The organism is Anaerobacillus sp. QJM3NY_32 (genome assembly GCF_056173645.1).
In genome coordinates, this window is the sequence record NZ_CM149684.1 from 1694723 (window position 1) to 1721416 (window position 26694).

At 39.8% G+C, this 26694-nt stretch carries 25 protein-coding genes; 18 read left to right on the top strand and 7 right to left on the bottom strand.

The window, feature by feature from the left end; translation table 11 throughout:
* Positions 1-11: 11 nt before the first annotated feature.
* Positions 12-1553, top strand: coding sequence for an MDR family MFS transporter (locus AC0VYH_RS09115; protein WP_475373694.1), 1542 nt, complete (start codon positions 12-14; stop codon positions 1551-1553).
* Here AC0VYH_RS09115 and AC0VYH_RS09120 read toward each other — a convergent pair.
* Positions 1548-1832, bottom strand: a complete 285-nt coding sequence (locus AC0VYH_RS09120) for a VOC family protein (RefSeq protein WP_475367209.1) — start codon at positions 1830-1832, stop codon at positions 1548-1550. The two genes, AC0VYH_RS09115 and AC0VYH_RS09120, sit on opposite strands and share 6 nt — an antisense overlap.
* Positions 1833-1940: 108 nt before the next feature.
* Complete coding sequence (locus AC0VYH_RS09125; RefSeq protein ID WP_475368884.1) at positions 1941-2681, bottom strand: sulfite exporter TauE/SafE family protein; 741 nt, start codon at positions 2679-2681, stop codon at positions 1941-1943.
* 136 nt (positions 2682-2817) lie between these two features.
* Here AC0VYH_RS09125 and AC0VYH_RS09130 point away from each other — a divergent pair, with 136 nt between their 5' ends.
* From AC0VYH_RS09130 to AC0VYH_RS09145, 4 genes are all read left to right on the top strand, one after another.
* The gene (locus AC0VYH_RS09130; protein ID WP_430241969.1) at positions 2818-3675 is read left to right on the top strand and encodes a LysR family transcriptional regulator; all 858 of its coding nucleotides are present in this window, start codon (positions 2818-2820) and stop codon (positions 3673-3675) included.
* A 96-nt stretch (positions 3676-3771) separates the two neighbouring features.
* On the top strand, positions 3772-4491 hold the full coding sequence (dapD, locus tag AC0VYH_RS09135; protein ID WP_475367210.1) for a 2,3,4,5-tetrahydropyridine-2,6-dicarboxylate N-acetyltransferase: 720 nt from the start codon (positions 3772-3774) through the stop codon (positions 4489-4491).
* Between the two features lie 5 nt (positions 4492-4496).
* Entirely contained in the window at positions 4497-5612 is a 1116-nt protein-coding gene (locus tag AC0VYH_RS09140; RefSeq protein ID WP_430241966.1) for an N-acetyldiaminopimelate deacetylase, read from the top strand.
* A 157-nt stretch (positions 5613-5769) separates the two neighbouring features.
* Positions 5770-6012: a YkuS family protein gene (locus AC0VYH_RS09145; RefSeq protein WP_430241964.1), complete on the top strand. Its 243-nt coding sequence runs from the start codon at positions 5770-5772 to the stop codon at positions 6010-6012.
* Positions 6013-6049: 37 nt separating this feature from the next.
* On the opposite strand, the gene AC0VYH_RS09150 is transcribed toward AC0VYH_RS09145, so the two are convergent.
* On the bottom strand, positions 6050-6259 hold the full coding sequence (locus AC0VYH_RS09150; RefSeq protein ID WP_194221258.1) for a ChaB family protein: 210 nt from the start codon (positions 6257-6259) through the stop codon (positions 6050-6052).
* Positions 6260-6322: 63 nt separating this feature from the next.
* The gene (locus AC0VYH_RS09155; protein WP_370314489.1) at positions 6323-7120 is read right to left on the bottom strand and encodes a mechanosensitive ion channel family protein; all 798 of its coding nucleotides are present in this window, start codon (positions 7118-7120) and stop codon (positions 6323-6325) included.
* 331 nt (positions 7121-7451) lie between these two features.
* Between AC0VYH_RS09155 and AC0VYH_RS09160 the strand changes: the two genes are divergently transcribed.
* The 6 genes from AC0VYH_RS09160 (at position 7452) to AC0VYH_RS09185 (ending at position 15294) form a co-directional block, all read left to right on the top strand.
* Complete coding sequence (locus AC0VYH_RS09160; RefSeq protein ID WP_098443217.1) at positions 7452-7997, top strand: peroxiredoxin; 546 nt, start codon at positions 7452-7454, stop codon at positions 7995-7997.
* Between the two features lie 294 nt (positions 7998-8291).
* A complete protein-coding gene (locus AC0VYH_RS09165; RefSeq protein ID WP_430241961.1) occupies positions 8292-10046 on the top strand; it encodes an ABC transporter ATP-binding protein in 1755 nt (584 codons plus the stop codon).
* A gap of 14 nt (positions 10047-10060) precedes the next feature.
* Positions 10061-11863 carry an ABC transporter ATP-binding protein gene (locus tag AC0VYH_RS09170; RefSeq protein ID WP_430241959.1) on the top strand — a complete coding sequence of 601 codons (1803 nt, stop codon included), beginning with the start codon at positions 10061-10063 and terminating at the stop codon, positions 11861-11863.
* Positions 11864-12137: 274 nt separating this feature from the next.
* Positions 12138-13472, top strand: coding sequence for a cytochrome ubiquinol oxidase subunit I (locus tag AC0VYH_RS09175; protein WP_194221261.1), 1335 nt, complete (start codon positions 12138-12140; stop codon positions 13470-13472).
* Positions 13473-13498: 26 nt separating this feature from the next.
* Positions 13499-14524: a cytochrome d ubiquinol oxidase subunit II gene (locus AC0VYH_RS09180; protein ID WP_194221262.1), complete on the top strand. Its 1026-nt coding sequence runs from the start codon at positions 13499-13501 to the stop codon at positions 14522-14524.
* Positions 14525-14628: 104 nt separating this feature from the next.
* Positions 14629-15294 carry a potassium channel family protein gene (locus AC0VYH_RS09185; protein WP_194221263.1) on the top strand — a complete coding sequence of 222 codons (666 nt, stop codon included), beginning with the start codon at positions 14629-14631 and terminating at the stop codon, positions 15292-15294.
* A 51-nt stretch (positions 15295-15345) separates the two neighbouring features.
* On the opposite strand, the gene rnjA is transcribed toward AC0VYH_RS09185, so the two are convergent.
* Together rnjA and AC0VYH_RS09195 are read right to left on the bottom strand one after the other, a co-directional pair.
* Positions 15346-17013, bottom strand: coding sequence for a ribonuclease J1 (gene rnjA, locus AC0VYH_RS09190; protein ID WP_194221264.1), 1668 nt, complete (start codon positions 17011-17013; stop codon positions 15346-15348).
* 3 nt (positions 17014-17016) lie between these two features.
* Complete coding sequence (locus AC0VYH_RS09195) at positions 17017-17226, bottom strand: DNA-dependent RNA polymerase subunit epsilon (protein ID WP_194221265.1); 210 nt, start codon at positions 17224-17226, stop codon at positions 17017-17019.
* Between the two features lie 430 nt (positions 17227-17656).
* On the opposite strand from AC0VYH_RS09195, the gene AC0VYH_RS09200 reads away from it, so the two are divergent.
* A complete protein-coding gene (locus AC0VYH_RS09200) occupies positions 17657-18562 on the top strand; it encodes a DMT family transporter (protein WP_475373695.1) in 906 nt (301 codons plus the stop codon).
* 57 nt (positions 18563-18619) lie between these two features.
* The gene (locus AC0VYH_RS09205; RefSeq protein ID WP_475367212.1) at positions 18620-19396 is read left to right on the top strand and encodes a Cof-type HAD-IIB family hydrolase; all 777 of its coding nucleotides are present in this window, start codon (positions 18620-18622) and stop codon (positions 19394-19396) included.
* 48 nt (positions 19397-19444) lie between these two features.
* Here the strand turns inward: AC0VYH_RS09205 and def are convergent, their stop codons facing one another.
* Complete coding sequence (gene def, locus AC0VYH_RS09210; protein ID WP_430247063.1) at positions 19445-19987, bottom strand: peptide deformylase; 543 nt, start codon at positions 19985-19987, stop codon at positions 19445-19447.
* A gap of 420 nt (positions 19988-20407) precedes the next feature.
* Between def and AC0VYH_RS09215 the strand changes: the two genes are divergently transcribed.
* The 5 genes from AC0VYH_RS09215 to lpdA all read left to right on the top strand — a co-directional run bounded on the left by AC0VYH_RS09215 (position 20408) and on the right by lpdA (position 26507).
* On the top strand, positions 20408-21079 hold the full coding sequence (locus AC0VYH_RS09215; protein WP_475373696.1) for a YkyA family protein: 672 nt from the start codon (positions 20408-20410) through the stop codon (positions 21077-21079).
* Positions 21080-21616: 537 nt separating this feature from the next.
* Entirely contained in the window at positions 21617-22699 is a 1083-nt protein-coding gene (gene pdhA / locus AC0VYH_RS09220) for a pyruvate dehydrogenase (acetyl-transferring) E1 component subunit alpha (RefSeq protein ID WP_194221270.1), read from the top strand.
* 3 nt (positions 22700-22702) lie between these two features.
* The gene (locus AC0VYH_RS09225; protein ID WP_159782242.1) at positions 22703-23680 is read left to right on the top strand and encodes an alpha-ketoacid dehydrogenase subunit beta; all 978 of its coding nucleotides are present in this window, start codon (positions 22703-22705) and stop codon (positions 23678-23680) included.
* Between the two features lie 99 nt (positions 23681-23779).
* Positions 23780-25093, top strand: a complete 1314-nt coding sequence (locus tag AC0VYH_RS09230; protein WP_475367215.1) for a dihydrolipoamide acetyltransferase family protein — start codon at positions 23780-23782, stop codon at positions 25091-25093.
* 4 nt (positions 25094-25097) lie between these two features.
* On the top strand, positions 25098-26507 hold the full coding sequence (gene lpdA, locus AC0VYH_RS09235; RefSeq protein WP_430247066.1) for a dihydrolipoyl dehydrogenase: 1410 nt from the start codon (positions 25098-25100) through the stop codon (positions 26505-26507).
* The last annotated feature ends 187 nt before the right edge of the window (positions 26508-26694 follow it).

Sequence of the window (26694 nt, forward strand, 5' to 3'; positions counted from 1 at the left end):
GATTTTTACATATGGGGATGAATAAAATGAAATCGCTAACAAATCAAATCACATCAAGTATCCAAAACAAGGAAACCAATCGACCATTCGTACTTGGAGCCATTATTATTGGAATGTTCATGGCAGCGATCGAAGGAACAATCGTTTCAACAGCGATGCCTGGTATTGTGAGCGATCTTGGTGGATTCTCGACGTTTAGCTGGGTTTTCTCAGCCTATTTATTAATGTCTGCAATTACGGTCCTTATCTTTGGTAAACTTTCAGATCTCTTTGGTAGGAAACCGATCTATTCGATCGGTATTGTCATTTTTTTAATAGGATCTTTATTATGTGGATTTGCGGAGTCGATGGAAGCGCTTATCCTTTTCAGGCTTATTCAAGGAATTGGAGCAGGGGCCGTACAACCAATAGCACTTACAATTGTGGGTGATATGTATTCGATGGAGGAGCGGGCAAAGATTCAAGGGTATCTTGCTAGCGTGTGGGGAATATCGGCTATCGCAGGCCCGGCTCTAGGCGGTATTTTTGTTCAGTACATTGATTGGTCATGGGTTTTCTGGATGAACATTCCTCTCGGAGTTCTATCGTTAGTTGGCGTTGTTCTCTTGCTTCATGAATCGATTGATAAAGAACGGAAATCGATTGATTACTCTGGTGCCATCCTTTTGCTTGTATCGATCAGTGCATTGATGGTCGTCTTGATTGAAGGAGGCGTTCACTGGAAGTGGACTTCCTTACCTATCCTCACCCTTCTAAGTACATCATTCGTAGCTATGGCGATCTTTTTTAGAGTCGAACTTAAAGCGAAAGAGCCGCTAATGCCTCTTGGTATATGGCGCGATCCGGTTATCGCCATATCGAATTCAGTAACGTTTACGACGGGCATGATTTTGATTGGTGTTTCTAGTTTTCTTCCGACATTTGTTCAGGGAGTAATGGAGAAATCTCCTATTGTAGCAGGATTTACGCTTACAACGATGTCGATAGGATGGCCAATTGCGTCTACTATAGCAGGGAAACTCGTTATAAAAATCGGATTTAGGATCACATCAGTCGTTGGAGGAATTTCACTTATTAGCGGTTCGGTGATCTATATGTTGATGACGCCAGCATTAGGACCAATCTTTGCAGGTTTTGGTTCATTTCTTATCGGTGTTGGCATGGGGTTAACGTCTACAACATTTATTGTAGCCATCCAAAGCTCAGTTTCTTGGAAACAGCGAGGAATTGCGACAGCTTCAAATATGTTCATGCGAACGCTTGGAAGTGCAGTCGGTGCTGCGTTACTTGGCGGTATTTTAAACAGCCGCCTTCAACAATATTTAACGAACCGCTCTTCGGGAGGAGATGTGAACCTTAATACAGCCAATCAATTACTTGATGAAACTAAGCGTAACAGCCTTGATCCAGCTGTGCTTGATTTGTTGCAGAACGGACTCACAACCTCTTTAAAATGGGTGTATGGAGGAGTTGCAGTCATGGCACTCTTAAGCTTTCTGCTAGTACTCTTTATTCCAAAGCCTGATAAGAAACAAAACCCGGCTCGCTCATAAGCCGGGTTTTCCTATACGTGAAATGAATTCAATTCGGTTTTGAAAGGGATCATAAAAGCTAAAACGCTGATATCCTTCGATTGGTTTTTCTTTTTGTATTGGGATGTGGTGTTTTTCTAAATGTGCCTTTGCTTCTAGCAGATTATGAATTTCAAAGGCAGGATGTCTTTTCCCTGGCACAATAGTACTTTCGGTCCCAACATGTAATTCAATGTTTGCTGCTCTTAACCAGAAGCCTCCGTTTTTTCTTAAAACAGCTGGTTTTTTCGATTTCTTCAAAGCCAAGTACCCCTATATAGAAATTCCTCGCAAGTTCCTCCTCGTCGTTTGGTATACAAATTTGAAGGTGGTGGAGACGAATATAATCCATAACCATGTTAATCACTCCTAAAATTGTGTTTTAAATAAGCTGTAGCATACTTGTAGAATCAACAAAATGGTCATGGAGCGAAGCAACCAGTTTATTTGCACAAGAGAAAGTTTATTGGCCATTCGAACAGAAATTTGTGCTCCAGTGATAGAGCCAGCCGCAAGTGGGACCGCGATCGCCATGTTAAGGTGACCACTAAGTGAATAGACCATGACAGCCCCTGTACAACTTAAGAAGGTATTAAATCGTGTTAGACCTATTGAAGCAAGGTAGGAGATGCCGCTGTGACGAAATAAGTGCATTTGAAGAGTCGCCTGTCCAGGGCCGAACGTACCATCATACCATCCTATTAGACCAACGAACGGGAGTGCTTTGGTAGGAACGTTATGTGATAAATGAATTGATTCCTTCTTTTTCATAAATGATAAAGTTAAGGCAACAAGAAGCATTCCTCCAGCGAATAGTTGCAGCGCCTGTTGGGATAGTGACGAGGCAAACAATCCACCGAGGACCCCACCAGTTAAAGCGATAGGTCCTGTTTTCAGTGCTTCTTTCATAGAGAGTTCCTTCCTCTTTAATAAAACGAAAAAGCTAGAAAATGAACTAAGCATATTTGAAAACTTATTTGCTGAAATAATTGAATGAATGGGAAGACCGAGTAACATCATCGAGGGAAAGTTAATAAGTCCTCCGCTGCCAGACAAGGTTCCAACAAACGTGGCAATAAGACCAATGCCAAATAAGAAAAGCCATTCCATATGATCATCTCCATCGAAAATATCTCATGTCATAGTATAGTCTTCTTTAATCCATAATGAAATTAGATTATAATGATGAATTACAATAAGATTTACTTATGAGTAAATGGAGATTTATAAGAAAGGGGGCCTTTTAATGAGCTCAGAATATCAGGTTCTTTCGATCTTAGCGGAGGAAGCGAATATGCGAAGAGCGGCTGAGCGACTTTACGTATCTCAGCCGGCGTTAAGTCAACGCCTTCAATCGATTGAAAAGGCATGGGGGATACCGATTTTTCTTCGTTCGCAAAAAGGATTAACGATTACGCCCGCGGGTGAACGGATTATCGCTTTTGCTAATGATACGATTCGGAGAGAAGAAAAAGTATTTGAAGCATTGACAGCGCTAAGCTCGGAAGTGCATGGAACGCTGAAACTAGCGGTAGCATCTATCATCGGACAGTACTGGCTTCCAGCGGTGCTAAAGAAATTTGTTGAGCACTATCCCAGTGTCAAAATATCGCTAGTTACAGGATGGAGTAGTGACATATTACGGTACTTGTACGAAGATGATATTCATATTGGAATTATTCGAGGAAAGCCCGATTGGAGAGGGAGAAGTCAGTATTTGATTTCAGATGAGCTCTATTTGGTCGATACGTCCATTAAATCAATGGAAGAATTGCGAGAAACAGAAAAACCATTTATTCAATTTAAAAGTGACTCTACTTATTTTCAAGAAATACAGGAGTGGTGGCAAACCCAATCATTTGCGCCTCCAAAGAAAACAATAGTCGTTGATCAAATCGAAACGTGTAAACAAATGGCGTTAAATGGGATTGGCTACGCTATCTTACCTTCAATCAGCATTACAGAGAATGATAAAGAATATTTTCGGATTCCACTTAAAGATGGTGAAGGGTTGCCATTAAAGCGTGATACCTGGTTATTAACAAATGATACCGCGATGCAATTGAAGCAGGTTCAGAAGTTTGTAGAATTATTAAGTGAATAGCCTGTAAGATTAGACTTCACGTGATCGATCATGTACGATAAAATGAGTAACATGCTGTGCTTGTATAAGCATGATGAACAAAGGAGGAAATACACCATGAAAATGATGGATGCAAACGAAATTATTAGCTTTATTCAAAACAGTGAGAAATCTACTCCTGTGAAAGTACATATTAAGGGGAACCTTGAGGGAATCGACTTTGGTAGCAACACGAAGTCATTCATTACAGGGAACACTGGTGTTCTTTTTGGTGAGTGGAAAGACATTAAGAAAGCACTTGAGTCTGAAGCTTCCAATATTGAAGATTATGTAGTAGAAAATGATCGTCGTAATTCAGCTATTCCAATGCTTGATCTTAAAGGAATTCAAGCGCGAATCGAGCCAGGTGCTGTTATTCGTGATCAAGTTGAAATTGGCAATAATGCTGTTATTATGATGGGTGCGATGATCAATATCGGATCTGTTGTAGGTGAAGGAACTATGATCGACATGAACGTAGTTCTTGGTGGACGTGCAACTGTCGGTAAGAACTGTCATATTGGGGCAGGTTCTGTTCTTGCAGGCGTTATTGAGCCACCTTCTGCTAGCCCGGTTGTCATCGAAGACGACGTTGTGATTGGTGCGAACGCAGTCGTTCTAGAAGGCGTTAAAGTAGGAAAAGGATCTGTTGTAGCCGCTGGTGCTATTGTGACTGAAGATGTTCCTGAGTACACACTAGTTGCAGGAACTCCGGCACGCGCTCTTAAGAAAATTGATGACCAAACTCGCTCGAAAACAGAAATCAAAAAAGAGCTTCGTCAGCTTCAAAACGATTAATTTTAATGGACATCAAAACCGTACGAAGAGACCTGCATCGCATTCCTGAAATTGGCTTTCAGGAAGTGAAAACGCATCGTTATCTTCTTCAGTTTATAGAAAAACTCCCACAGGACCGTCTCCAGGTGAAAACCTGGAGAACGGGTATCCTTGTATTTGTAAATGGAGAAAGTCCTTCAAAAACGATCGGATATCGGACAGATATCGATGGGTTACCAATCAAAGAAGAGACCGGGTATGATTTTCAGTCTGAGCATGAAGGGTTCATGCATGCTTGTGGACATGATCTTCATATGACGATTGCTCTTTCCGTTCTTGAGTACTATTCAACTCATTCCGTAAAAGACAATTTGCTGTTTGTCTTCCAACCTGCAGAAGAAGGTCCTGGTGGCGCTTTACCAATGCTTGAAAGTGATGAGTTTAAAGCATGGAAGCCGGATCAAATGATTGCGTTGCATATTGCACCTGAGTACCCTGTAGGCACGATTGCCACACGCCCAGGATTGCTCTTTGCCAATACTTCTGAGTTATTCATTGATTTAGAAGGAAAGGGGGGTCATGCAGCGTATCCACACCATACACGTGATATGGTTGTTGCCGCTAGCCATCTCGTTACTCAGTTCCAATCTATTGTAGCGAGAAATGTAGATCCTCTTGACTCAGCTGTGGTAACTGTAGGGAAAATTGACGGAGGCACGAAGCAAAACATCATTGCAGAAAAGGCAAGGTTAGAAGGTACAATCCGTACTCTATCTGCTGATTCTATGTCCCAAGTCAAGCACCGTATTGAAGCTATCGTAAAAGGCATCGAGGCATCATTTGAATGTGTTGCTTCTATTGATTATGGCTCTAATTATTACCAGGTGACGAACAATGCCGAGCTGGTACAATCTTTTATGGAAGAAACGAGAAAACTTCAAGATGTCAACGTAGTGGAATGTCGAGAAGCGATGACTGGTGAGGATTTTGGGTATTTTCTAAAGGAGATTCCTGGATTTATGTTCTGGCTAGGAGTGAATTCTCCAGCCGGTCTGCATACATCTACACTCAAACCTGATGAGTCTGCGATTGAAACGGCGTATCTTGCGTTAACTTCTTATTTAAATAAGGTTGCAAACTAAGAAACTGATAACCCCCAGGCTAATGCCTGGGGGTTATTGTTTTTTTAGATTGACATAATAACTGAGTTTTTCTCTGATGAATGCTATACGTATAATTCATAAAACGTTGGTCAAAATAATAGAGTTAGAAATTACATATTCATAAGGAGCGAGGGAAATGAAACGAATTGCTGTAGAAGATACGCTATCTGATGTAGCTCAAGCTTTGCAAGCGAAAGGGTATGAGGTTGTATCCTTTAAACAAGAAAGTGATGCAAATGGTTGTGACTGTTGTGTTGTGTCTGGTCAAGATCAAAATGTGATGGGCATGCAAAATGCAAGCACGAACGGGGCAGTTATTAACGCAGATGGCATGACAGCTGATCAAGTATGTCAGCAGGTGGACAGTCGTTATCAATGAAAAAATGAACCTCTACCTAGGTAGAGGTTCATTTTCTTTAGCTATTGTTATTCTTTTTGACCCAATTTCCATTATCATTCTTTTCGTATTTTTCCTCCACAGCACTCCATGCTACTTTAAAAGCTGTTTTCTCAGAATCATATTGATCAGATGCGGAGTTGAACGCTTCTTTAAAGATATCCTGTGCGTGCGAAGGCAAGTTGTCTTTCACTTGATCTGGCAACTCGCTTTTAGAATTGTAAGGCAATATGATCACACTCCTTTGAAAGATCTGTGATATCTTTACCCAATGAAAGGAAGGGGCAAACGCTTATTGTTCTTTCTTTTCAATGAATACTTGATGAGGGAATGGGATTTCAATGCCATTTGCATCAAGAGCTTCTTTAATTTCTTTCCGTAGCTGACGCTCAACGCCCCATTGTTCCATGTTCTGAGTGCGGCATAGAACGCGAAGAACAACATCTGAAGAACCAAGACCTTGAACACCTAGAACATCTGGTCCTTCTACGACAGCTTCGTTTGTAGCCGCAACGTTGTCACACACTTTCTGAATCACACGGATCGCTTCATCAATATTGTCATCATAAGAAATACCAATATCTACAAGAGCACGCATATTACCACGTGAATGGTTGCTTAATGAGCTAATTTCGCGGTTTGGTACATAGTTCAATGTCCCATCAAACGACCGAATGTGAGTTGTGCGAAGCCCGACTTCTTCTACGATTCCTCCAAAGCCGCCAGCAGTTACGTAATCGCCAACGTCCATTTGTTTCTCTAGTAGGATAAAGAAGCCTGTCACCACATCACTTACGAGACCTTGGGCTCCAAAGCCGACAGCGAGGCCAATAATACCTGCACCAGCGATTAGCGCTTTAATATCAAAGCCAAAGGTTTCAAAGATGATCGCAACAACCATGAAGAGTAGAATATACGTATAAATACTTTTTGATAAATTTTTTAAAGTATTTGCTCTCCCTGGACTCATGTTCTGCTTCTCTGATACTTGAGTAAAGGTTCTTTCGATGAAACGATTTCCGATCGCTTTTACAATTGCATAAATGATTAGGATAGCAATTAACTTCAGGATAATTAAGCCAGTATCCATTAAGAAACCTTCCCAATTAATGTTGTCAACAAAGTTCAATAGACTTCCTCCTTTAATTCTCACTACATTATGTAGGATTAGCACTCGGTCAAATTATAGCGAAAATTGTCATGATAATTCAAGTGAAGTGTTAAGACGAGACGAATGAAATGATTTTCGCTATACTAAAGTTACCCTGTTTAGTGAGGGGTAAACGTGGGTACGATAGTGGAGGAAGGTCATTAACCCACATTAAATTAATTATTATTTAACATTGACTAAAAATAACTCGTGTACTATAATGTCATTTGTGGGCGAAAGCCGCAGGATATTTTCTAGGAGGGATTTACACATGGTAGAACGCATGGTAGGAAAACAAGCACCTCGCTTCGAAATGGAAGCAGTTATGACAAACAAAGAATTTGGCAAAGTAAGCCTTGAAGAAAATATGAAGAACGATAAATGGACAGTCCTTTTCTTTTATCCAATGGACTTCACATTCGTATGCCCAACTGAAATTACAGCACTAAGCGATCGTTTCGAAGAATTCGACGATCTTGATGCAGAAGTAATCGGAGTATCTACTGATACAATCCATACACACCTTGCATGGATTAACACAGACCGCAACGACAATGGTCTTGGTGATCTTAACTATGCACTTGCTGCAGATACAAACCATAAAGTTTCTAAAGAATACGGCGTATTTATTGAAGATGAAGGTGTTGCACTTCGCGGCCTATTCATCATCAATCCTGAAGGCGAACTTCAATACTCTGTTGTTAACCACAACAACATTGGCCGTGACGTAGACGAAACACTACGTGTACTTCAAGCACTACAAACTGGTGGACTTTGCCCGGCTAACTGGAAGCCAGGTCAAGAAACACTTAAATAAGATAGAAAACAACCTACCCCAGAGAGCATTGCTCTCTGGGGTTTTTGTATGACTTATAATAGCTAATCACTCGAATGTTACCTTCGATTTTAAGTTGTCTGCTTGAAAAAAATTGCTGCAAGAACTGTTCAGCTGGATAATTGTAAATATCTTCTCGATCTAAGGAGCATTCCCCTATTTAAATAATTCCGAATTTTAGGCCTAATAGGTGGTTATTTATTTCGAATTCCGATATATTATGTATATTGTCACTATTTTTTTAATGACTATTTACTGGCTGAAGGTGGTGTTGGAATGGAAACGTTTAAAAGATTGAAAGATTTTTATTGGCCATACAAAAAGCTTTTTCTATGGTCCGTATTTTCCCTTATTTTTGTCACAGGTATCACAGTCCTTTATCCTATGCTTCTTCAATTTACAATTGATGATGTCATTCTAAAGCAAGAATACAAATGGGTACCATATCTTGCATTTGGTTTCATAGGAATCATGATCGTAAAAGGGACTGCTACGTTTTTCCAACAATATCTAGGGGACTTGTTTGGAGTAACAGCAGTGTATCGACTTCGAGAGGAGCTTTACAAAAAACTTCAATATTTACCTTTTCGTTATTATGATAACGCGAAAACAGGGGATTTAATGTCACGCTTAACGGCTGACGTAGAAGGGTTCCGGTTTTTCTTATCATTTGGATTCGCACAAGTGATCAACTTTGTTCTTATCGTAAGCTTTAGTTTAATCGTGATGTTTGGATACTCTATTCCGCTTGCGTTAGTTACGCTTGGAATGCTCCCATTTCTCGCGATTGTGGTTTATCGATTCGATAAGAGAGTTCACCCAGCGTTTAGAGGAATTCGTAAATCAATGGCGCGGTTGAATACGAAAGTACAAGAGAATATTAGTGGCATTAATACGGTAAAGTCATTATCAAGAGAAGATTTTGAAATCAATAAGTTTGTTGACAGCAATACGGACTATCGTGATAACTACTTAACAACATCATACATTTGGGCTAAATTTTTCCCGCTCATGGAGTTTATCGGGAATTTATGCGTTGTTTTCTTGCTTTCATATGGGGGATATCTTGTGTTTCAAAACCAGCTTAAACCTGGTGAGTTAGTGGCTTTCTTTAGTCTTGTTTGGTATATTATCTGGCCAATCATGAACCTTGGATTCGTCATCAACACGTTTTCTCAATCCAAAGCATCAGGAGAACGTTTACTTGAGATTCTAGATGAGCCTGAAGATATTTATGATCGAGATGGTGCGTTGGATGTTGAACGTCTTGAAGGGAACGTGTCATTTGAGAATGTCACACACAAATATGCTTCTGATGATGACGAAGCACTTAAGAATATTTCGTTTAATGCTCCAAAAGGCACAACGATTGGCTTACTTGGGGCTACGGGAGCAGGTAAAACAACGATTACCCAATTGATTGCAAGATTTTATGAACCTAACGAAGGCGAAGTAGTAATCGATGGACGGAATATTAAAGAGTATACAGTGAAATCGCTTCGGAAAAATATTGGTGTGGTCCTTCAGGAGACGTTTTTGTTCTCGTCTACAATACGAGATAATATTGCTTATGGTGATCCCGATATCTCTTTTGAAGCCATACAGGATGCGGCAAAAAGAGCGCAGGCGCATGATTTCATCATGGAAATGAAAGAGGGATATGATACGGTACTAGGCGAACGTGGAATGGGGCTATCTGGTGGCCAAAAGCAGCGTATTGCTATTGCTCGTGCCATCCTAACAGATCCTAGTATTCTCATCCTTGACGATGCTACAAGCGCAGTTGATATGCAAACGGAAGTGAAAATCCAAAAAGCATTTGAAGAGGTTATGAAAGGAAGAACAACGTTCATTATTGCACATAGAATTTCTTCTTTGAAACATGCAGATGAAATAATCGTGTTAAATGAAGGTGAGGTTGTAGAACGAGGAAAACATCAAGAGCTCATTGATCAAAACGGCTACTACCGAAATATTTATGATATACAATATCAAGATCGTAAAGAGATCATGGCCAGACAAACTGGTTGAAATGGGGTGAAGGATTGAAACAAAATCGTAGAGAAAGGTTCCATTACTCTCAAGATACGGCAATTGAAAAACAATTCAATTGGAAACAAATGTCGCGCTTGCTTGAATACATGGAGCCTTACAAGAAGAGTTTGTTGCCAAAAGCAATCATTTCAATGTTATTAGCAACGGCTGTTAGATTGATCGTACCGATTTTTATTGGGGTATTACTATTTGACCATGCGATCAAAAATCGTGATCAAACATTGCTTATTCAATTAATTATTGGCATAGCTGGATTGTATTTGATTTCTTGGATTGCCAACTCATATCGAATAAAATGGACGAATGAGCTTGGACAATACATTATTTACGACATTAGACAAGGGTTGTTTAAACATATTCAGCGCTTGTCGCATGGATTTTTTGATAAACGATCGGCAGGTTCTATTCTTGTCAGGGTAATTAATGATGTGAACTCCATGCAGGAGTTATTTACGAATGGGGTTATTAATCTCCTCATGGATATTGTTCTATTGTTAGGAATCATTGTCATCATGTTTGTCTTAAGTCCTCAGTTAACACTAGCTATTATGATTATTTTACCGCTCATGTTTCTCATTTCTACGAGCTTGCGAAAACGTATTCGTCGTTCCTGGCAACAAGTTCGTATTAAGCAAGCCAAGCTGAATTCCCATTTGAATGAAAGTATTCAAGGAATTCGAGTGACTCAATCGTATACGCAGGAAAAAGGAAATATGGAATTTTTTCAGGGCGTTAATCATGAAAACTATGCTAGTTGGAAAGACGCGACTCAAAAGAGTGCGATTTTCAGACCTTTTGTTGAAATGTCCAATGCCATTGGTACAGCAATATTAATTTGGTTCGGGGTTTATCTTATTCAAAATGGGATGGACTACGGAGTATTTGTTACATTTGCTTTCTACTTAGGGATGTTCTGGGAACCAATCTCTCGACTTGGTCAAGTGTATAATCAGCTTCTCGTTGCGATGGCTTCGTCTGAGAGAATCTTCGAATTTCTTGATGAACAGCCGAATGTACCAGAAAAGGAAAATGCGAAAGAGCTTAAGGAAATGAAAGGCGAAATCACATTTGAAAATGTTGAATTCTCATATGATGAAAGCCGCAAAGCTCTGCATGAAATGAGCTTAACAATGAAAGCTGGTGACACCGTTGCGCTTGTGGGTCATACTGGATCAGGGAAGTCAACAATCGCTAATCTGATAAGCCGTTTCTATGATCCTACAAGTGGAACAGTTCGGATTGATGGAACGGACCTTAAAGACGTTAAACTCGATAGCTTACGTGAGAAAGTCAGCGTCGTTTTGCAAGATACGTTCATTTTTTCAGGTACAATTATTGAAAACATTCGATTTGGACGTCCGGACGCTAGCGATGAAGAAGTGAAGGAAGCAGCTAAAGCAGTAGGAGCTGATCCTTTTATTCAGCGCTTGAGTGATGGCTATGAAACAGAGGTAGAAGAAAGAGGTAACGTCCTATCAGTAGGTGAAAGACAACTATTATCGTTTGCGAGAGCACTTCTTGCGGACCCTCGAATATTGATTTTAGATGAGGCAACTGCAAGTATAGATACAGAGACAGAGCTGAAAATACAGAAGGCACTAAATGTTGTTTTGGAAGGCAGGACGGCAATCATGATCGCTCACAGGCTTTCAACGATTCGTGAGGCAGATAATATTATTGTTCTCGACCACGGACGCATATTAGAACAAGGAAATCATACTGAGCTTATGCGAAAAGGTGGAACGTATTATGAGCTTGTTAAATCACAATTCAATATGATGGACGCTGTATAGAAAGAAGCCAAGTAGGCTTCTTTTTTTTGTCCATTAATATGAATCAGACATTTCAATGGAGGTAAAACGAAAAAAATACAGAAGTTAATCTAAATGTGAACAGAATATTAACAAGAAAAAAAGTTTCGGAATTATACAGTTTGTGATACTTGTCACAATCTCATGAATGAGCCATAATAAAAGTGTAATTCAGAGGTACAATCGTTTCTATTGTGAATGATAAGGGAAGTTGAGTAACAGATGATAAGAAATTGGTACAAAGGGGATGAACAATTTGGAACTAGATTCAGCGACTCTAAGTCGCCTATTAACAAGTCTAACGTTAGGATTTCATATTATTTTTGCTACGTTAGGTGTTGGTGTCCCATTATTAATTAGCCTTGCTGAATGGATAGGGATTAAACGGAACGATCCTTATTACACATTGCTAGCGCGCCGCTGGGCTAGAGGATTCGTTGTTACCGTTGCTGTTGGTGTTGTAACTGGTACAGCAATAGGGCTCCAACTATCACTTTTATGGCCGAATTTCATGCAGTTAGCAGGGCAGGTCATTAGTTTACCGTTATTCCTTGAAACGTTCGCTTTCTTCTTTGAAGCAATTTTTCTTGGAATTTATCTTTATACGTGGGATCGATTCAAAAAACCGATCTATCACTGGTTTATATCAATTCCGGTTGTAATTGGCTCTACACTGTCTGCTTTCTTTATTTCCACTGTAAATGCTTTTATGAACTCTCCGCAGGGGTTTGATATAGTTGATGGTGTATTAACAAATATTGAACCACTCGCAGCGATGTTCAACCCAGCAACACCAACGAAAGTAGGCCATGTGGTCATGTCGGCATACCTTACTTCTGCTATTGTACTAGCTGCCATAACAGCATTTAAAATGCTTAAGGGTAAGCGTAGTACTTATTATAGGAAAGCTCTAAAGCTTACAATGACCGCAGGATTTATCTTTGCGATTGGGACGGCCGTGATTGGTGACTTTTCTGGTAAATTTTTAGCTGAATATCAACCAAGTAAGCTTGCAGCCGCAGAATGGCACTTTGAAACATCTGAAAATGCAGATCTTGTCGTGGGCGGATTTCTCGATAAAGAAACGGATGAAGTCAAATATGGGTTAGTATTACCAAACTTTTTAAGTATCCTTGCTCATGGTAATCCAAATGCGGAAGTAATGGGACTTGATCAAGTACCTGAAGATGAAGTGCCACCGCTATTTATTCATTACCTTTTTGACGGGATGGTCGGAATCGGAATGTTTCTCGCTGCTTTAACCTTTTTCTACGTGATTGCGCTAAGATTAAAACGATTTAACACGGAAAACAAATGGTTTTTACGGTTAATTGTTTTGGCGGGACCACTCTCAGTCCTTGCGATTGAATTTGGATGGATTTTCTCAGAAGTAGGCCGCCAGCCATGGATCTTATGGGATATTCTCAGAACAGGACAAGCTGCAACAACTGCGGATAGCGTCGGATGGATGTTTATCTTATTCCTTCTTCTTTACATTGTTCTTGGAACGCTTACTGTTACTGTTCTTAAGAAAATGTTCAATACTAATCCAGCTGAGAATGAACTTGAGGAAATCGCTAAATTGAAATAATTGCTTCGATTGAGAGGGGTGAAAATATGGACATTCAATTAGTAGGAATAACGGTACTATGGGTTTTTCTATATGGGTATTTGATCACAGCCTCGATAGATTTCGGGGCAGGATTCTTTGCCTATTATGGAGAACTCTCAGGAAAAGATCATATTATTAATAAAATTATTAGTCGTTATTTATCCCCGGTGTGGGAAGTGACGAATGTGTTCTTTGTTTTCTTTTTTGTTGGCCTAGTAGGCTTTTTCCCTGATACTGCCTATTATTATGGAACAGCTTTGCTTGTTCCAGGTAGTATCGCGATCATACTACTTGCCATTCGAGGCTCATTCTATGCCTTTGGAAATTACGGCGCAAAGAAAAGCAGAGTCTATACTTTTTTATATGGAGTGACAGGATTACTAATTCCAGCTTCTCTGTCCACAGCGTTAACTTTATCAGAAGGTGGATTTATTGAAGAGGTGAACGGTGAAGTTAAGTTTTTGGCAGGGGAATTATTTTCAAGCTTTTACTCCTGGTCAGTCGTGCTCTTAGCGATCGTATCGGTTCTATTTATTAGCGCCGCCTTTCTAACTTATTATGCTAGTCGAGCGAATGATCAACCTGCGCTTGAGCTTTTAAGAAAATATGCACTGTTCTGGAGCGCTCCAACCATTTTATCTAGTATTCTTGTGTTCGTAGCTCTTCAGCAGCATAATCCAGTTCACTTTGAGCGAATTCTTGATTATGCCTGGTTCTTTATCGCATCTCTTTTTTGTTTCCTTGTTGCAACATATCTCATTTTCAATCGGAAAAGATATGGTACGGCTTTTATCTTTGTTATGTTGCAATTTTTCTTCGCGTTCTTTGGATACGGTATATCACATCTACCGTGGATTTTGTATGACTATATTACAATCTATTCAGGATATACGAATGAAACGACGGGGATCTACCTAGTCTTCGCTTTTATTGCAGGACTCTTTCTCCTAGTTCCTTCTTTAATATTGCTGATGAGACTCTTTTTATTTGATGCAGAGTATGTCAAAGGGAATAAGAATAATAAGTCTTAGAGAGAATATTGACACTGATGATAAGAGTGGTAGGATAGTATTGATAGTGCGTCAGCATATTTGCTGGCGCGCGTTTCTTTCTGAATGAGTAGGAGGAGTGTGCGTTGAAAAAGCAGTTTGCCGTAATTGGACTCGGCCGTTTTGGAGGAAGCATTTGTAAGTCACTAAGTCAGCAGGGGATGGAAGTCCTCGCAATTGATATGGATGAAGATAAAGTGAATGAATTTTCTTCAGTGGCTACACATGCTGTGATCGCAGATTCAACAGATGAGAGTGTTCTAAAGAACCTCGGTATTCGAAACTTTGATCACGTTATCGTAGCGATCGGGGATAACATTCAATCAAGTATTTTAACAACTTTAATTCTAAAAGAGCTTGGCGTTAGCAAAATTACGGTTAAAGCACAAAATGATTATCACGAGAAGGTTTTGAATAAGATCGGTGCTGATAAGATTGTCCACCCGGAACGTGATATGGGTGTCCGAATTGCACACAGTATGGTCTCAAATAGCGTTTTAGACTATTTAGAGCTATCTGATGAACACAGCATTGTTGAGCTTATTGCTAACTCTAGAATGGATAATAAGACGATTATTGAACTTGATATTCGAGCGAAGTATGGTGCCAATATTGTCGCCATTAAAAAAGGTGATGAGATTATTGTATCTCCTCAAGCTGATCAGAAGATCTCCAAAGGAGACATTCTTATTGTAATAGGATCAGATCAGGACATTAATCGCCTTGAACGCCAAATTTTGAACCGAGATTAGTGAATAACAAAAAAGAGCCTGTCGCTTTTCGCGACAGGCTCTTTTGTATAATTAAATTTCCATAATGATCGGAAGGATCATAGGGCGACGTTTCGTTTTCTCGTATAGGAATGGTGCAAGAGTATCTGTAATTTCATTTTTAATTTCAGACCACTGACTTGTACGCTTTTCCATGACACCATTAAGATGTTTCGATAATAGCTCTTGAGCATCATTAATCAAATCACCAGATTCTCTCATATAAACAAATCCTCGTGAAATGATATCTGGACCTGAAAGAATCTTAAACTCTTTCATGTTAATGGAGACAACGACAATAACTAGACCTTCTTCAGAGAGAATTTTACGGTCTCTAAGAACAATGTTTCCAATATCCCCGATCCCTTTACCATCTACATAAACAGATCCAGATGGAATCTTACCGCTAATTGAAGCTTCATTCTCACTTAGAGCAAGTACTTCACCATTATCCATAATAAAGGAATGGTCTTGTGGAATTCCGCAATCCTGAGCAAGCTTCGTATGCATCTTCAGCATGCGATATTCACCGTGAATTGGCATAAAGAATTTTGGCTTAATGAGACGAAGCATAAGCTTCTGCTCATCTTGACCACCGTGACCAGATGTATGAATGTCACTTAGTTTATGATGAATCACGTCAGCGCCTGCACGAGAAAGCTGGTTAATGATTCTTGATACACTTACCTGGTTACCAGGGATAGGTGAAGAAGAGAAGACAACTGTATCTCCAGGAATGATTTGAATTTGACGATGCGTTGCATTCGCAATTCGAGATAGAGCAGCCATTGGCTCACCCTGACTTCCTGTACAAAGAATTGTTACTTTGTTCTCAGGTAGTCGATTAATTTGATTGGCATCAATGAACGTATCTTTAGGCGCATTAATATAGCCAAGTTCCTGTCCAATTGTAATGTTGGACTCCATACTACGACCAAATACAGCTACTTTACGTCCATTTTCGACAGCTGCTTCAACCACTTGCTGTAGGCGGTGAATATTGGATGCGAATGTTGCGAAAATAACGCGTCCGTCTACTTTTCTAAAGATATCTTGAATGGTTTCACCAACGCGACGCTCGGACATTGTGAATCCAGGTACTTCACTGTTTGTACTGTCAGAAAGAAGGGCTAGAACGCCTTCTTTACCAATCTCAGCCATCTTTGTTAAGTTAGCTGGTTCACCGACTGGTGTAAAATCAAACTTAAAGTCTCCTGTATGAACAATATTACCTGGAGGTGTCTTAACAACAACCCCAAAGGAATCCGGAATACTGTGTGTTGTTCTAAAGAACATAACAGAAGTCTTTCTAAATTTAATAATATCTTCTTCTGTAATTTCATTTAGGGATGCTCCACGTAGAAGGCCATGCTCTTCAAGCTTATTTCTAATAAATCCTAAAGCGAGCTTTCCTCCATAAATAGGAACATTAATTTCACGAAGTAAGTAGGGGATGCCGCCTATATGATCTTCGTGACCGTGCGTAATAAAAAGACCTTTAATCTTATCCTGGTTTTTTACGAGATAAGAATAATCAGGAATAACGTAGTCAATTCCTAATAATTCTTCCTCAGGGAACTTAATTCCCGCATCAACAAGAATAATTTCGTCTTGAAACTGAATACCGTACATGTTTTTACCGATTTCTCCGAGTCCACCTAAAGCGAAAACGGCGGTTTGATGATTTTTAACAAATTTCATAGTCTATACATTCTCCAATTCAAAGTGCTCTGATTTTTGCTCAAACTCTAAGAAGTCATCTTCCACGGTTTGAATAAATTCGATATTGATATCGCGTTCCTTAAGCTTGTAGCGAACTTCCCGTTCAGAAGTAGCCTCTACGTAAAGGCTCATTGTTCGCTCTCTTACAGGAACCTCCTTTTTAGTGCCTTGATAAAATACCTTATAAATCATTCTAAATCTCTCCTTAACTCAGACAATTTGTGTGCATCTTCGTTTATTATATAGGAAATTGGTTTCTTTTTCATGTTTCTAACCACATTTCCATAAGAAATAGGAGAATTTGCATGAATTAATGTGCAAATTAGGTTAATCAATGGAATATTTCGGTTGTGGAAATAGCACATTTCTCCAGGTTTTAATCAGTTTACGTTTCATTTTACGATACATTATGCTCATCCTTCCTTTTTTTGATAACTAAGCCTAGTATTTATCAACGATGGTTGAATTAATTTGGGAAAAGGTGGATGTCATAACCGAAGACACTTGGTGCCATTTAATGTAACATAAGATAGTGGTATAGCATAAGGGATGATTAGCTTTACGTAAAGCTATAAATATATAGGGCTATTTATACAAAAGTACACATACAAAGGAGGTACCAATGAGACTTTATGCCGCACTTATTTCACTTAGCTTAATATGGGGCATGTCATTCATGTTCATAAAATTAATAGTACCTGTTGTAGGGCCATGGGGAGTAGTGTTTTTTAGATGTTTGCTAGGCGCACTGGCTTTATTCATGTACTTACTGATTAGAAGACGTCTTAAACAAGTGAGGAAGGACCTACCCTGGGTAAGCCTTATCACCATTGGGATAATGAATGCGCTCATTCCCTGGGGAATGATTGCATTAAGCGAAGAGCGAATTACAAGCAGTCTCGCTGCTACACTTAATGCAACGACACCCCTTTTTACAAGCGTGATTGGTGCGCTTTTCTTCGGAAGAATTCTATATCAAAAGCAATGGTCGGGAATCATCGTAGGGTTTATTGGAATTCTCTTTCTCATTGACCTGGATGTTCTAGAATTAGTTCAGGGAGATGTATGGGGGATCTTACCTATGCTCATTGCAACAGGGTGCTATGGCTTTGCTTCTCAATACACGAAAAAGAATTTGAAAGATGTGCCTGTTGATGTTTTGTCATTTATAACCCTTACGATTGGCGCAGTGGGCGGGGGATTATTAATGGTCCTGTTTGGAGACGGGGGCATCGAGTTTACCTTCCTGCTTCAACGTGATATTCTAATATCGCTTATTGGACTAGGTGTGTTTGGCTCAGGTCTCGCTTATTTACTTTTCTATTATATGATTCAGAAGGGGAGTGCAGAGTTTGCCACTCTTGTGACATATCTTGTGCCAGTGACAGCTTTGATTTGGGGTAGTGTTTATTTAAATGAAGTGATTACGTTCCCTATGATTATCGGACTGCTTTGTATTTTTACTGGCGTCTACATGTCGGGTAGGAAAGCAAATCGCGAGGTAAAGTCTATAAAGAAGTCAGCTTGATTACCTGTATAGTTTGGCTAGTGTTTATAGAAAAATTAGTGAAGATAGGTGAAAATAATGCACAATGAGAAAATTGTATTTTTTGATATCGATGGGACCCTTCTTGATCATAATAAACAAATCCCATCTTCAACACGAGAGTCATTAAAAGCTTTAACGGAAAAAGGTGTCCATGTAGCGATTGCTACCGGAAGAGCTCCTTTTATGTTTGCAGATTTAAGAGAGGACCTTGGGATAGATACGTTTATTAGTTTTAATGGTCAGTATGTGAAACATCAAGAAAAGGTTGTTTTAACGAACCCTCTTAGTCGTGACGAAATCACTGTACTTGAAGAAGAAGCAAGGAAAAATGGTCATCCAATGGTCTTTCTCGATCATGAAGCAATGATGAGTAATCACGATGAGCACCCACATATTATAAAGAGTATGGATGATCTTAAGATGCACTATCCTGGGTATGATCCTTCTTATTATCATTCAAGAGATATTTACCAGGCGCTATTGTTCTGCGAGAGTAAAGAAGAGGATGGATATCGCGATGCATATGGTAACCTCGATTTTATCCGCTGGCATGATTATTCAATGGATGTGATCCCTCCTGGTGGTTCAAAGGCAAGAGGAATTGAAGCTATGATCGACCATCTCGGTTTTAAACGTGAAAATACGTATGCTTTTGGAGATGCGTTGAACGATTTAGAAATGTTGAGATTTGCAGGAACGGGTATAGCGATGGGAAATGGATATGATGAAGTAAAGGCAGTGGCTGATATAGTGACTGACCCAGTTGACCAAAACGGTATTCAAAAAGGTCTTAAAAAAGTTGGACTACTATAATAGAAAAGGATCGCAATAATTGCGATCCTTTTTTTAATGCTTCTTAAATTAGTTTCCTAATGGAGAAAGTTCACTTGCCTCTTCATTATTAATTCGATCATAAAACATAACCCCATCAAGATGGTCGATTTCATGTTGGACAACAATGGCAGGTAGCCCTTTCAATCTTAGCTTAAGAGGATTTCCTTCAGCGTCCACACCTTTTACGGTAATGCGTGCATAACGCGGTACTGCACCAGGTACTTCACGATCCACAGATAAGCACCCTTCGCCACCATCTAAATAGGTTTTTTCAACTGAATGGCTTAAGATTTTAGGATTCATAATTCCATAGCTGTATAAAGTGCCTCTGTGATCAGACACATGGACAGCAATCATCCGTTTACTAATGCCAATTTGTGGTGCTGCAATACCAATACCTGAGCGCAGTTCATATTCAAGTGCAGTTTCAGGATCCTGACTATTCTTAAGAAACTCAAGCATTTCTCTTAAAGTTTGTTTATCGTCTTCTGATGCAGGAAGATCAACCTCTTTCGCTTCTTTCTCAAGAACTGGATCTCCTTCTCTGCGAATATCTTTCATAGTTAACATATCATCATTCACTCCTATTCAAAAACGGTCATTCTAATATTAAGTATATTCAACTTTATGGAGGGAATAAAGAAATTGCTCTGACTCAAGCAAACTTTTTTGAAAAGTGGTTTTCCTTATTTCATCACCATTAAAATCTTACAATAGTGATAGTTTAGCACAACCCAACATAACTGAAAATCCTTTTAAATTGCATGTCTTACTAACCTTATATAATAAAGATGATGAGCTTAAAAGGAAAGTATAGATGAGCAAGGCTCTAAAATAAAAGTCTAGAACGATTAGTCTATGAATGGGAATGCAATCTGATTATTTTTGGAGGTTATAAAAATGGAGTATTCTATTGAGAACTGTCTTGTGGTATAGTAATCAGTGATGTAAAATCAATTGGTATGAATTGGATATGTGGGGGGACTTTTTTTGCTACGTAAATATCGTTTGGGAATTATTTCTCTTTTTTTCTGTTTTCTTTTAATTGGTTTAGCGGGTTGTCAATTCGGTGGTAGTACAGAAGAAAAAATGTATGATCATTTAGAAGAAGCGGTCGCACTTGAAGATCAGTTTCGGGAACAACAAGAACCGTTAGCTAAAGCAGAAAAAAAGGAACAAGAAATTTATGATGACATTGTTGCACTAAGTATGGATGAGTTCGATGAAGTCGAAAAGCTTTCAAAGCAAGCAGAAGAAAATACGGATAAAAGACTTGAGTACTTAAAAAAGGAAAAAGAAAGTATAGATGAAGCTTACAAAGAATTTGAAGAAATTAAAGATCTAACAGAAGATCTTGAAGGTGATGCTGCTAAAAAGGACGCTAAGGCTCTTATTGAGACGATGGATAAGCGATATGAAGCTTATGAAAAGCTCAATAAAGAATATGAAAAAGCAGTGAAACAAGACAAGAAGCTCTACAGTTCACTTCAAGATAAAGAACTTACATTAGAACAGCTTCAGGAACAAATTAAGGTTGTAAATGATCAGTACAGTAAAGTGTCTGAGCATAAGGAAGAGTTCAATAAATATACAACTGACTTTAATGAAGCGAAAAAAGCATTTTATCAATCAGCAGAATTAGACGTAAACTACTCAGAATAACCAAAGAACCGCTCAAGTTGAGCGGTTCTTTTTAGATCGTTTTCTTCCATTTTAGCCCGATTTTGATAAAGCGGGTGATAGTCCACCACCAAAGAAAAAAGGTAAAGTGTTAACAAAATGAACGACTTCAAATATGGTGTTCCTAATTATTTACACTAGTACAGTGTGGGATTAAGTAATGTAACAGTTTGATTTTCATCTTTTAACACGCAATAATTAAATCAATTAATTGACTTGAAACTTACTGTATTGTAAACTTAAAAACGAACTTACTCATGAAGAGAAGCACTTCCTTAATCTTACTGATACAGACTATTATTCGCAGTAATACATAGCGCTAGGGATTATTTCTTCAGGATTAAGGGTATGACATTGAGTGTTGTCTTAAGTAATCCAATTTAATGAATGCTATTTGTCATTTAATAACGTTGAAATGGACATGCTAGTTATGTCTGTAAACTGAACGACCCACTCACAATTGCACTATTGCAATTCAATAATCTATCTCTTTATGAATGAAAGGATGAGGTGAAAGGTATGGGAACAAAAACCATCGAAAACATCGAAGGCCAATTCGAAATGTTCCAGATTCTAAATGAAAATGGCGAAATCGTGAACAAAGAAGCAATGCCTGAACTATCAGATGAGCAGCTTCAAGAACTAATGCGCCGCATGGTGTACACACGTATTCTTGATCAGCGTTCAATTTCTTTGAACCGTCAAGGACGTCTTGGCTTCTACGCACCAACTGCAGGACAGGAAGCTTCACAACTAGGAAGTCAGTTTGCACTTGATAAAGAGGACTGGATTCTTCCAGGTTACCGTGATGTTCCACAGATCATCTGGCACGGTCTTCCATTATATAAAGCATTCTTATTCTCTCGTGGTCACTTTGTAGGGAACCAGGCTGATGGCCTGAACGTGTTGAGCCCACAAATTATCATCGGTGCTCAAATTACACAAACTGCTGGTGTTGCACTTGGACTTAAGAAAAAAGGCAAGAAAAACGTAGCGATCACTTACACTGGTGACGGTGGTGCTTCACAAGGTGACTTCTATGAAGGAATGAACTTTGCAGGTGCATATGCTGCTCCAGCTATCTTTGTTGTGCAAAACAACCGCTTTGCAATCTCTGTTCCAGTTGAAAAGCAATCTGCAGCGAAAACAATCGCTCAAAAAGCAGTTGCAGCTGGTATCCAGGGTGTTCAAGTAGACGGTATGGACGTTCTTGCTGTTTATAAAGCAGTTACTGACGCTCGTGAGCGCGCAATTAATGGCGAAGGTCCAACTCTAATCGAGACAATGACTTACCGCTATGGGCCACATACAATGGCTGGTGACGATCCAACTCGTTACCGTTCTGAAGATCTAGATAGCGAGTGGGAAAAGAAAGATCCAATCGTTCGTTTCCGCAAGTATCTTGAGAGCAAAAACCTTTGGTCTGAAGAAAAAGAAAACGAAGTAGTCGATAAAGCGAAGGAAGAAATCAAAGCTGCTATTAAAAAAGCAGATGGCACTCCTAAGCAAAAAGTAACGGATCTTATTTCTAACATGTACGAAGAGCTTCCACAGAACCTTCGTGAACAATACGAACAATATAGTGCAAAGGAGTCGAAGTAAGCTATGGCGCAAATGACAATGATTCAAGCAATCACTGATGCGATGCGTACGGAGTTGAAAAATGACGAGAACGTACTCGTATTCGGTGAGGACGTAGGTCAAAACGGCGGCGTTTTCCGTGCGACAGAAGGACTTCAAAAGGAATTTGGCGAAGATCGCGTATTCGATACTCCGCTTGCTGAATCAGGTATCGGTGGTATGTCTATCGGACTTGCACTTACTGGATTCCGTCCAGTCCCAGAAGTTCAGTTCTTTGGATTTGTATACGAAGTAATGGATGCTATTTCCGGTCAAATGGCTCGTCTTCGTTATCGTTCAGGCGGCTCTTTCCACGCGCCGATTACTGTTCGCTCACCATTTGGTGGCGGCGTTAAAACACCAGAACTTCACGCGGATAGCCTTGAAGGTCTAATGGCGCAACAGCCAGGACTAAAAGTCGTTATCCCTTCAAACCCTTATGATGCAAAAGGACTTCTTATCTCTGCGATTCGTGATAACGATCCAGTTATTTTCCTTGAGCACATGAAGCTTTATCGTTCTTTCCGTCAGGAAGTTCCTGAAGAAGAATATACAATTGAAATTGGTAAAGCTGAAGTAAAACGTGAAGGTACTGACATCACAATCGTAACTTACGGTGCGATGGTTCAGGCTTCTCTTAAAGCTGCTGAAGAGCTTGAAAAGAACGACATTAGTGCAGAAGTAATCGACCTTCGTACGGTTAGCCCGCTCGATATCGATACAATTATTGCCTCTGTTGAAAAAACAAACCGTGCAATTGTTGTTCAAGAAGCACAAAAGCAAGCAGGAATTGCAGCTAACGTTGTAGCAGAAATCAACGACCGCGCAATCCTAAGCCTTGAAGCACCAGTTCTTCGCGTAGCTGCACCTGATACTGTATTCGCATTCTCAGCTGCTGAAGATGTATGGCTTCCTGATCACACTGACATCATCGAAAAAGCTACACAAGTAGTTAATTTCTAATTAACATTTTATAAAAAAACATGAAGTGAAGCCGCACTATGCGCTTCGCTTCAGATCTTATATGAGCAAAATTTTTCTACAATTAGGAGGCGAAGTCCCGTGGCATTTCAATTTAAGATGCCGGATATCGGTGAAGGTATCCATGAAGGCGAAATCGTAAAATGGTTTGTTAAATCCGGAGATGAAGTAAAAGAAGACGATATTCTTGCAGAAGTACAAAACGACAAAGCTGTTGTTGAAATCCCTTCTCCAGTAGACGGAACAGTTAAAGAAGTTCACGCTGAAGAAGGTGCAACTGTTATTGTTGGAGATGTAGTCATCACTTTCGACGCAGAAGGTTATGAAGATGCAGAAGAAGAACCAACAGCTGAACAGCCACAAGCTGAAGAAGAAGCTCCTAAAGCAGAAGCTAAATCAGAAGCGAAAGAAGACAGCGCTGGATCAAAACCACTTCCTGAAGATGACGAAGAAACAGATCCTACTAAGCGAGTTATCGCTATGCCAGCAGTACGTAAGTATGCTCGTGAAAACGGCGTAAGCATCTCGAAAGTATCTGGTTCTGGTAAGAATGGTCGCGTTGTGAAAGAAGATATCGACACTCACTTGAATGGTGGAGGCGAAACAGCTTCTGAAGCTCCAGCAGCGACAGAAGAAAAAGCTGAAGCGAAGCAAGAAGCTTCTACTACATCAGCACAGCCACAAGCATCTGCACAACCAGAAACTCGTGAGAAGATGAAAGGTATGCGTAAAGCAATTGCAAAAGCAATGGTTAACTCGAAGCATACTGCTCCACACGTAACTCACATGGATGAAATTGTTGTAACAGATCTTGTTGCTCACCGTAAGAAGTTCAAACAATATGCTGCAGACAAAGATGTGAAGCTAACTTACCTTCCATACGTTGTAAAAGCACTTGTTTCTGCACTTCGCGAATTCCCAATGTTGAATGCATCTATTGATGATTCTACTGACGAAATCGTACACAAGCATTACTACAACATCGGTATCGCTGCTAACACTGACGCTGGACTAGTTGTTCCAGTTGTGAAAGAAGCAGACCGTAAGCCACTTCTTAATGTTTCATCTGAAATTAATGAGTTGGCTAAAAAAGCTCGCGATGGTAAACTATCAGGGGACGATATGAAAGGTAGCACATGTACTATTTCTAACCTGGGTTCTGCTGGTGGTCAATGGTTTACACCAATCATCAATAACCCGGATGCTGCTATTCTTGGTATTGGTCGTATTGAGGAGAAGCCAGTTGTTATCGACGGAGAAATCGTTGCAGCACCTGTTCTTGCTCTATCGATCAGCTACGACCACAGACTTATTGATGGCGTAACAGCACAACTTGCTCTTAACCACATCAAGCGTCTGTTGAACGATCCACAACTCTTAATGATGGAGGCGTAATAATATGGTAGTAGGAGATTTTCCAATCGAATTAGACACACTTATAGTAGGAGCTGGACCAGGTGGATATGTTGCTGCAATCCGTGCAGCACAGCTTGGTCAGAAAGTTGCCATTGCTGACAAAGGAACTCTAGGCGGAGTTTGCTTAAACGTCGGCTGTATTCCTTCAAAAGCAATGATTAATGCATCTCATAAATATGAGTCTGCAAAGCATTCCGATGATATCGGAATCACTGCTGAGAACGTGAGCGTTGACATGAAGAAAGTTCAGGAGTGGAAGTCTTCTGTTGTTGACAAGCTTACTGGCGGCGTAGCAGGACTTATGAAATCAAATAAAGTTGATGTTGTTAGCGGTGAAGTTTATTTCGTCGATAAGAACACAGTTCGTATCATGGACGAAAAGAACTCTCAAACGTATACATTCAACAACTGCATCATCGCAACAGGGTCTCGCCCAATCGAACTTCCAAGCTTCAAATGGAGCAAGCGCGTTATTTCTTCAACTGGTGCACTTGCACTTGACGAAGTTCCTAAGAAAATGGTTGTTATCGGCGGAGGATACATCGGAATCGAACTTGGTACTGTGTACGCAAACTTCGGTACTGAAGTAACAATCCTTGAAGGTACGAAGCAAATTCTACCTGGATTCGAAAAACAAATGAGCTCTCTTGTTTCTCGTCGTCTTAAGAAGAAAGGTAATGTAGAAATCATTACTCAAGCTCTTGCACAAGGCGTTGAAGAAACAGAAGACGGCGTAACAGTAACAGCAGAAATCAAAGGTGAAACGCAGACGTTTGACGCTGATTATGTACTAGTTACAGTTGGTCGTAAGCCTAATACAAATGAAATCGGTCTTGAAGAACTTGGCGTTGAAATGACGGACAAAGGTCTTGTGAAGATTGACAAGCAGTGTCGTACAAACTTCGATAACATCTATGCTATTGGTGATATCGTAGAAGGTCCTGCACTTGCTCATAAAGCTTCTTACGAAGGTAAAGTAGCTGCAGAAGCGATCAGTGGTGAAAACTCTGTGATTGACTATCTTGCAATCCCAGCGGTTGTTTTCTCTGACCCAGAACTCGCTTCAGTTGGTTACACTGAACAAGAAGCAAAAGATCAAGGATTCGATGTGAAAGCATCTAAATTCCCATTCGGTGCTAATGGCCGTGCATTGTCTCTTAACGACAGTGAAGGATTTATGAAGCTTATCACTCGTAAAGAAGATGGCCTAGTGATCGGCGCTCAAATTGCTGGTCCTAACGCTTCTGATATGATTGCTGAGCTTGGTCTTGCAATCGAAGCTGGTATGACAGCTGAAGACATTGCGCTTACAATTCATGCTCACCCAACACTTGGAGAAATTACTATGGAAGCTGCTGAAGTAGCTCTAGGTACTCCAATTCACATTGGTTAATAATTAATTGAAAAACTCCAGAGACAAGAGTCTCTGGAGTTTTTATATGGAGAATGAGCAGTCCCGCTCATGATAATTTTATGATTCATTTAAGTGGATTCAATTGCTTTTATTAGTTAATAGAGGTTGGAAATGGACCACATTCATAAATATAAACGAATGGATTAGGTATGTTCAGTTTTCTTTC

Excerpts from the sequence above, each read along its gene's own strand:
- AC0VYH_RS09115 (WP_475373694.1), top strand. The coding sequence starts at position 12 with ATGGGGATGAATAAAATGAAATCGCTAACAAATCAAATCACATCAAGT.
- AC0VYH_RS09125 (WP_475368884.1), bottom strand. The coding sequence starts at position 2,681 with ATGGAATGGCTTTTCTTATTTGGCATTGGTCTTATTGCCACGTTTGTT.
- AC0VYH_RS09130 (WP_430241969.1), top strand. The coding sequence starts at position 2,818 with ATGAGCTCAGAATATCAGGTTCTTTCGATCTTAGCGGAGGAAGCGAAT.
- dapD (WP_475367210.1), top strand. The coding sequence starts at position 3,772 with ATGAAAATGATGGATGCAAACGAAATTATTAGCTTTATTCAAAACAGT.
- AC0VYH_RS09140 (WP_430241966.1), top strand. The coding sequence starts at position 4,497 with ATGGACATCAAAACCGTACGAAGAGACCTGCATCGCATTCCTGAAATT.
- AC0VYH_RS09145 (WP_430241964.1), top strand. The coding sequence starts at position 5,770 with ATGAAACGAATTGCTGTAGAAGATACGCTATCTGATGTAGCTCAAGCT.
- AC0VYH_RS09155 (WP_370314489.1), bottom strand. The coding sequence starts at position 7,120 with ATGGATACTGGCTTAATTATCCTGAAGTTAATTGCTATCCTAATCATT.
- AC0VYH_RS09160 (WP_098443217.1), top strand. The coding sequence starts at position 7,452 with ATGGTAGAACGCATGGTAGGAAAACAAGCACCTCGCTTCGAAATGGAA.
- AC0VYH_RS09165 (WP_430241961.1), top strand. The coding sequence starts at position 8,292 with ATGGAAACGTTTAAAAGATTGAAAGATTTTTATTGGCCATACAAAAAG.
- AC0VYH_RS09180 (WP_194221262.1), top strand. The coding sequence starts at position 13,499 with ATGGACATTCAATTAGTAGGAATAACGGTACTATGGGTTTTTCTATAT.
- rnjA (WP_194221264.1), bottom strand. The coding sequence starts at position 17,013 with ATGAAATTTGTTAAAAATCATCAAACCGCCGTTTTCGCTTTAGGTGGA.
- AC0VYH_RS09195 (WP_194221265.1), bottom strand. The coding sequence starts at position 17,226 with ATGATTTATAAGGTATTTTATCAAGGCACTAAAAAGGAGGTTCCTGTA.
- AC0VYH_RS09200 (WP_475373695.1), top strand. The coding sequence starts at position 17,657 with ATGAGACTTTATGCCGCACTTATTTCACTTAGCTTAATATGGGGCATG.
- AC0VYH_RS09205 (WP_475367212.1), top strand. The coding sequence starts at position 18,620 with ATGCACAATGAGAAAATTGTATTTTTTGATATCGATGGGACCCTTCTT.
- def (WP_430247063.1), bottom strand. The coding sequence starts at position 19,987 with ATGTTAACTATGAAAGATATTCGCAGAGAAGGAGATCCAGTTCTTGAG.
- pdhA (WP_194221270.1), top strand. The coding sequence starts at position 21,617 with ATGGGAACAAAAACCATCGAAAACATCGAAGGCCAATTCGAAATGTTC.
- AC0VYH_RS09225 (WP_159782242.1), top strand. The coding sequence starts at position 22,703 with ATGGCGCAAATGACAATGATTCAAGCAATCACTGATGCGATGCGTACG.
- lpdA (WP_430247066.1), top strand. The coding sequence starts at position 25,098 with ATGGTAGTAGGAGATTTTCCAATCGAATTAGACACACTTATAGTAGGA.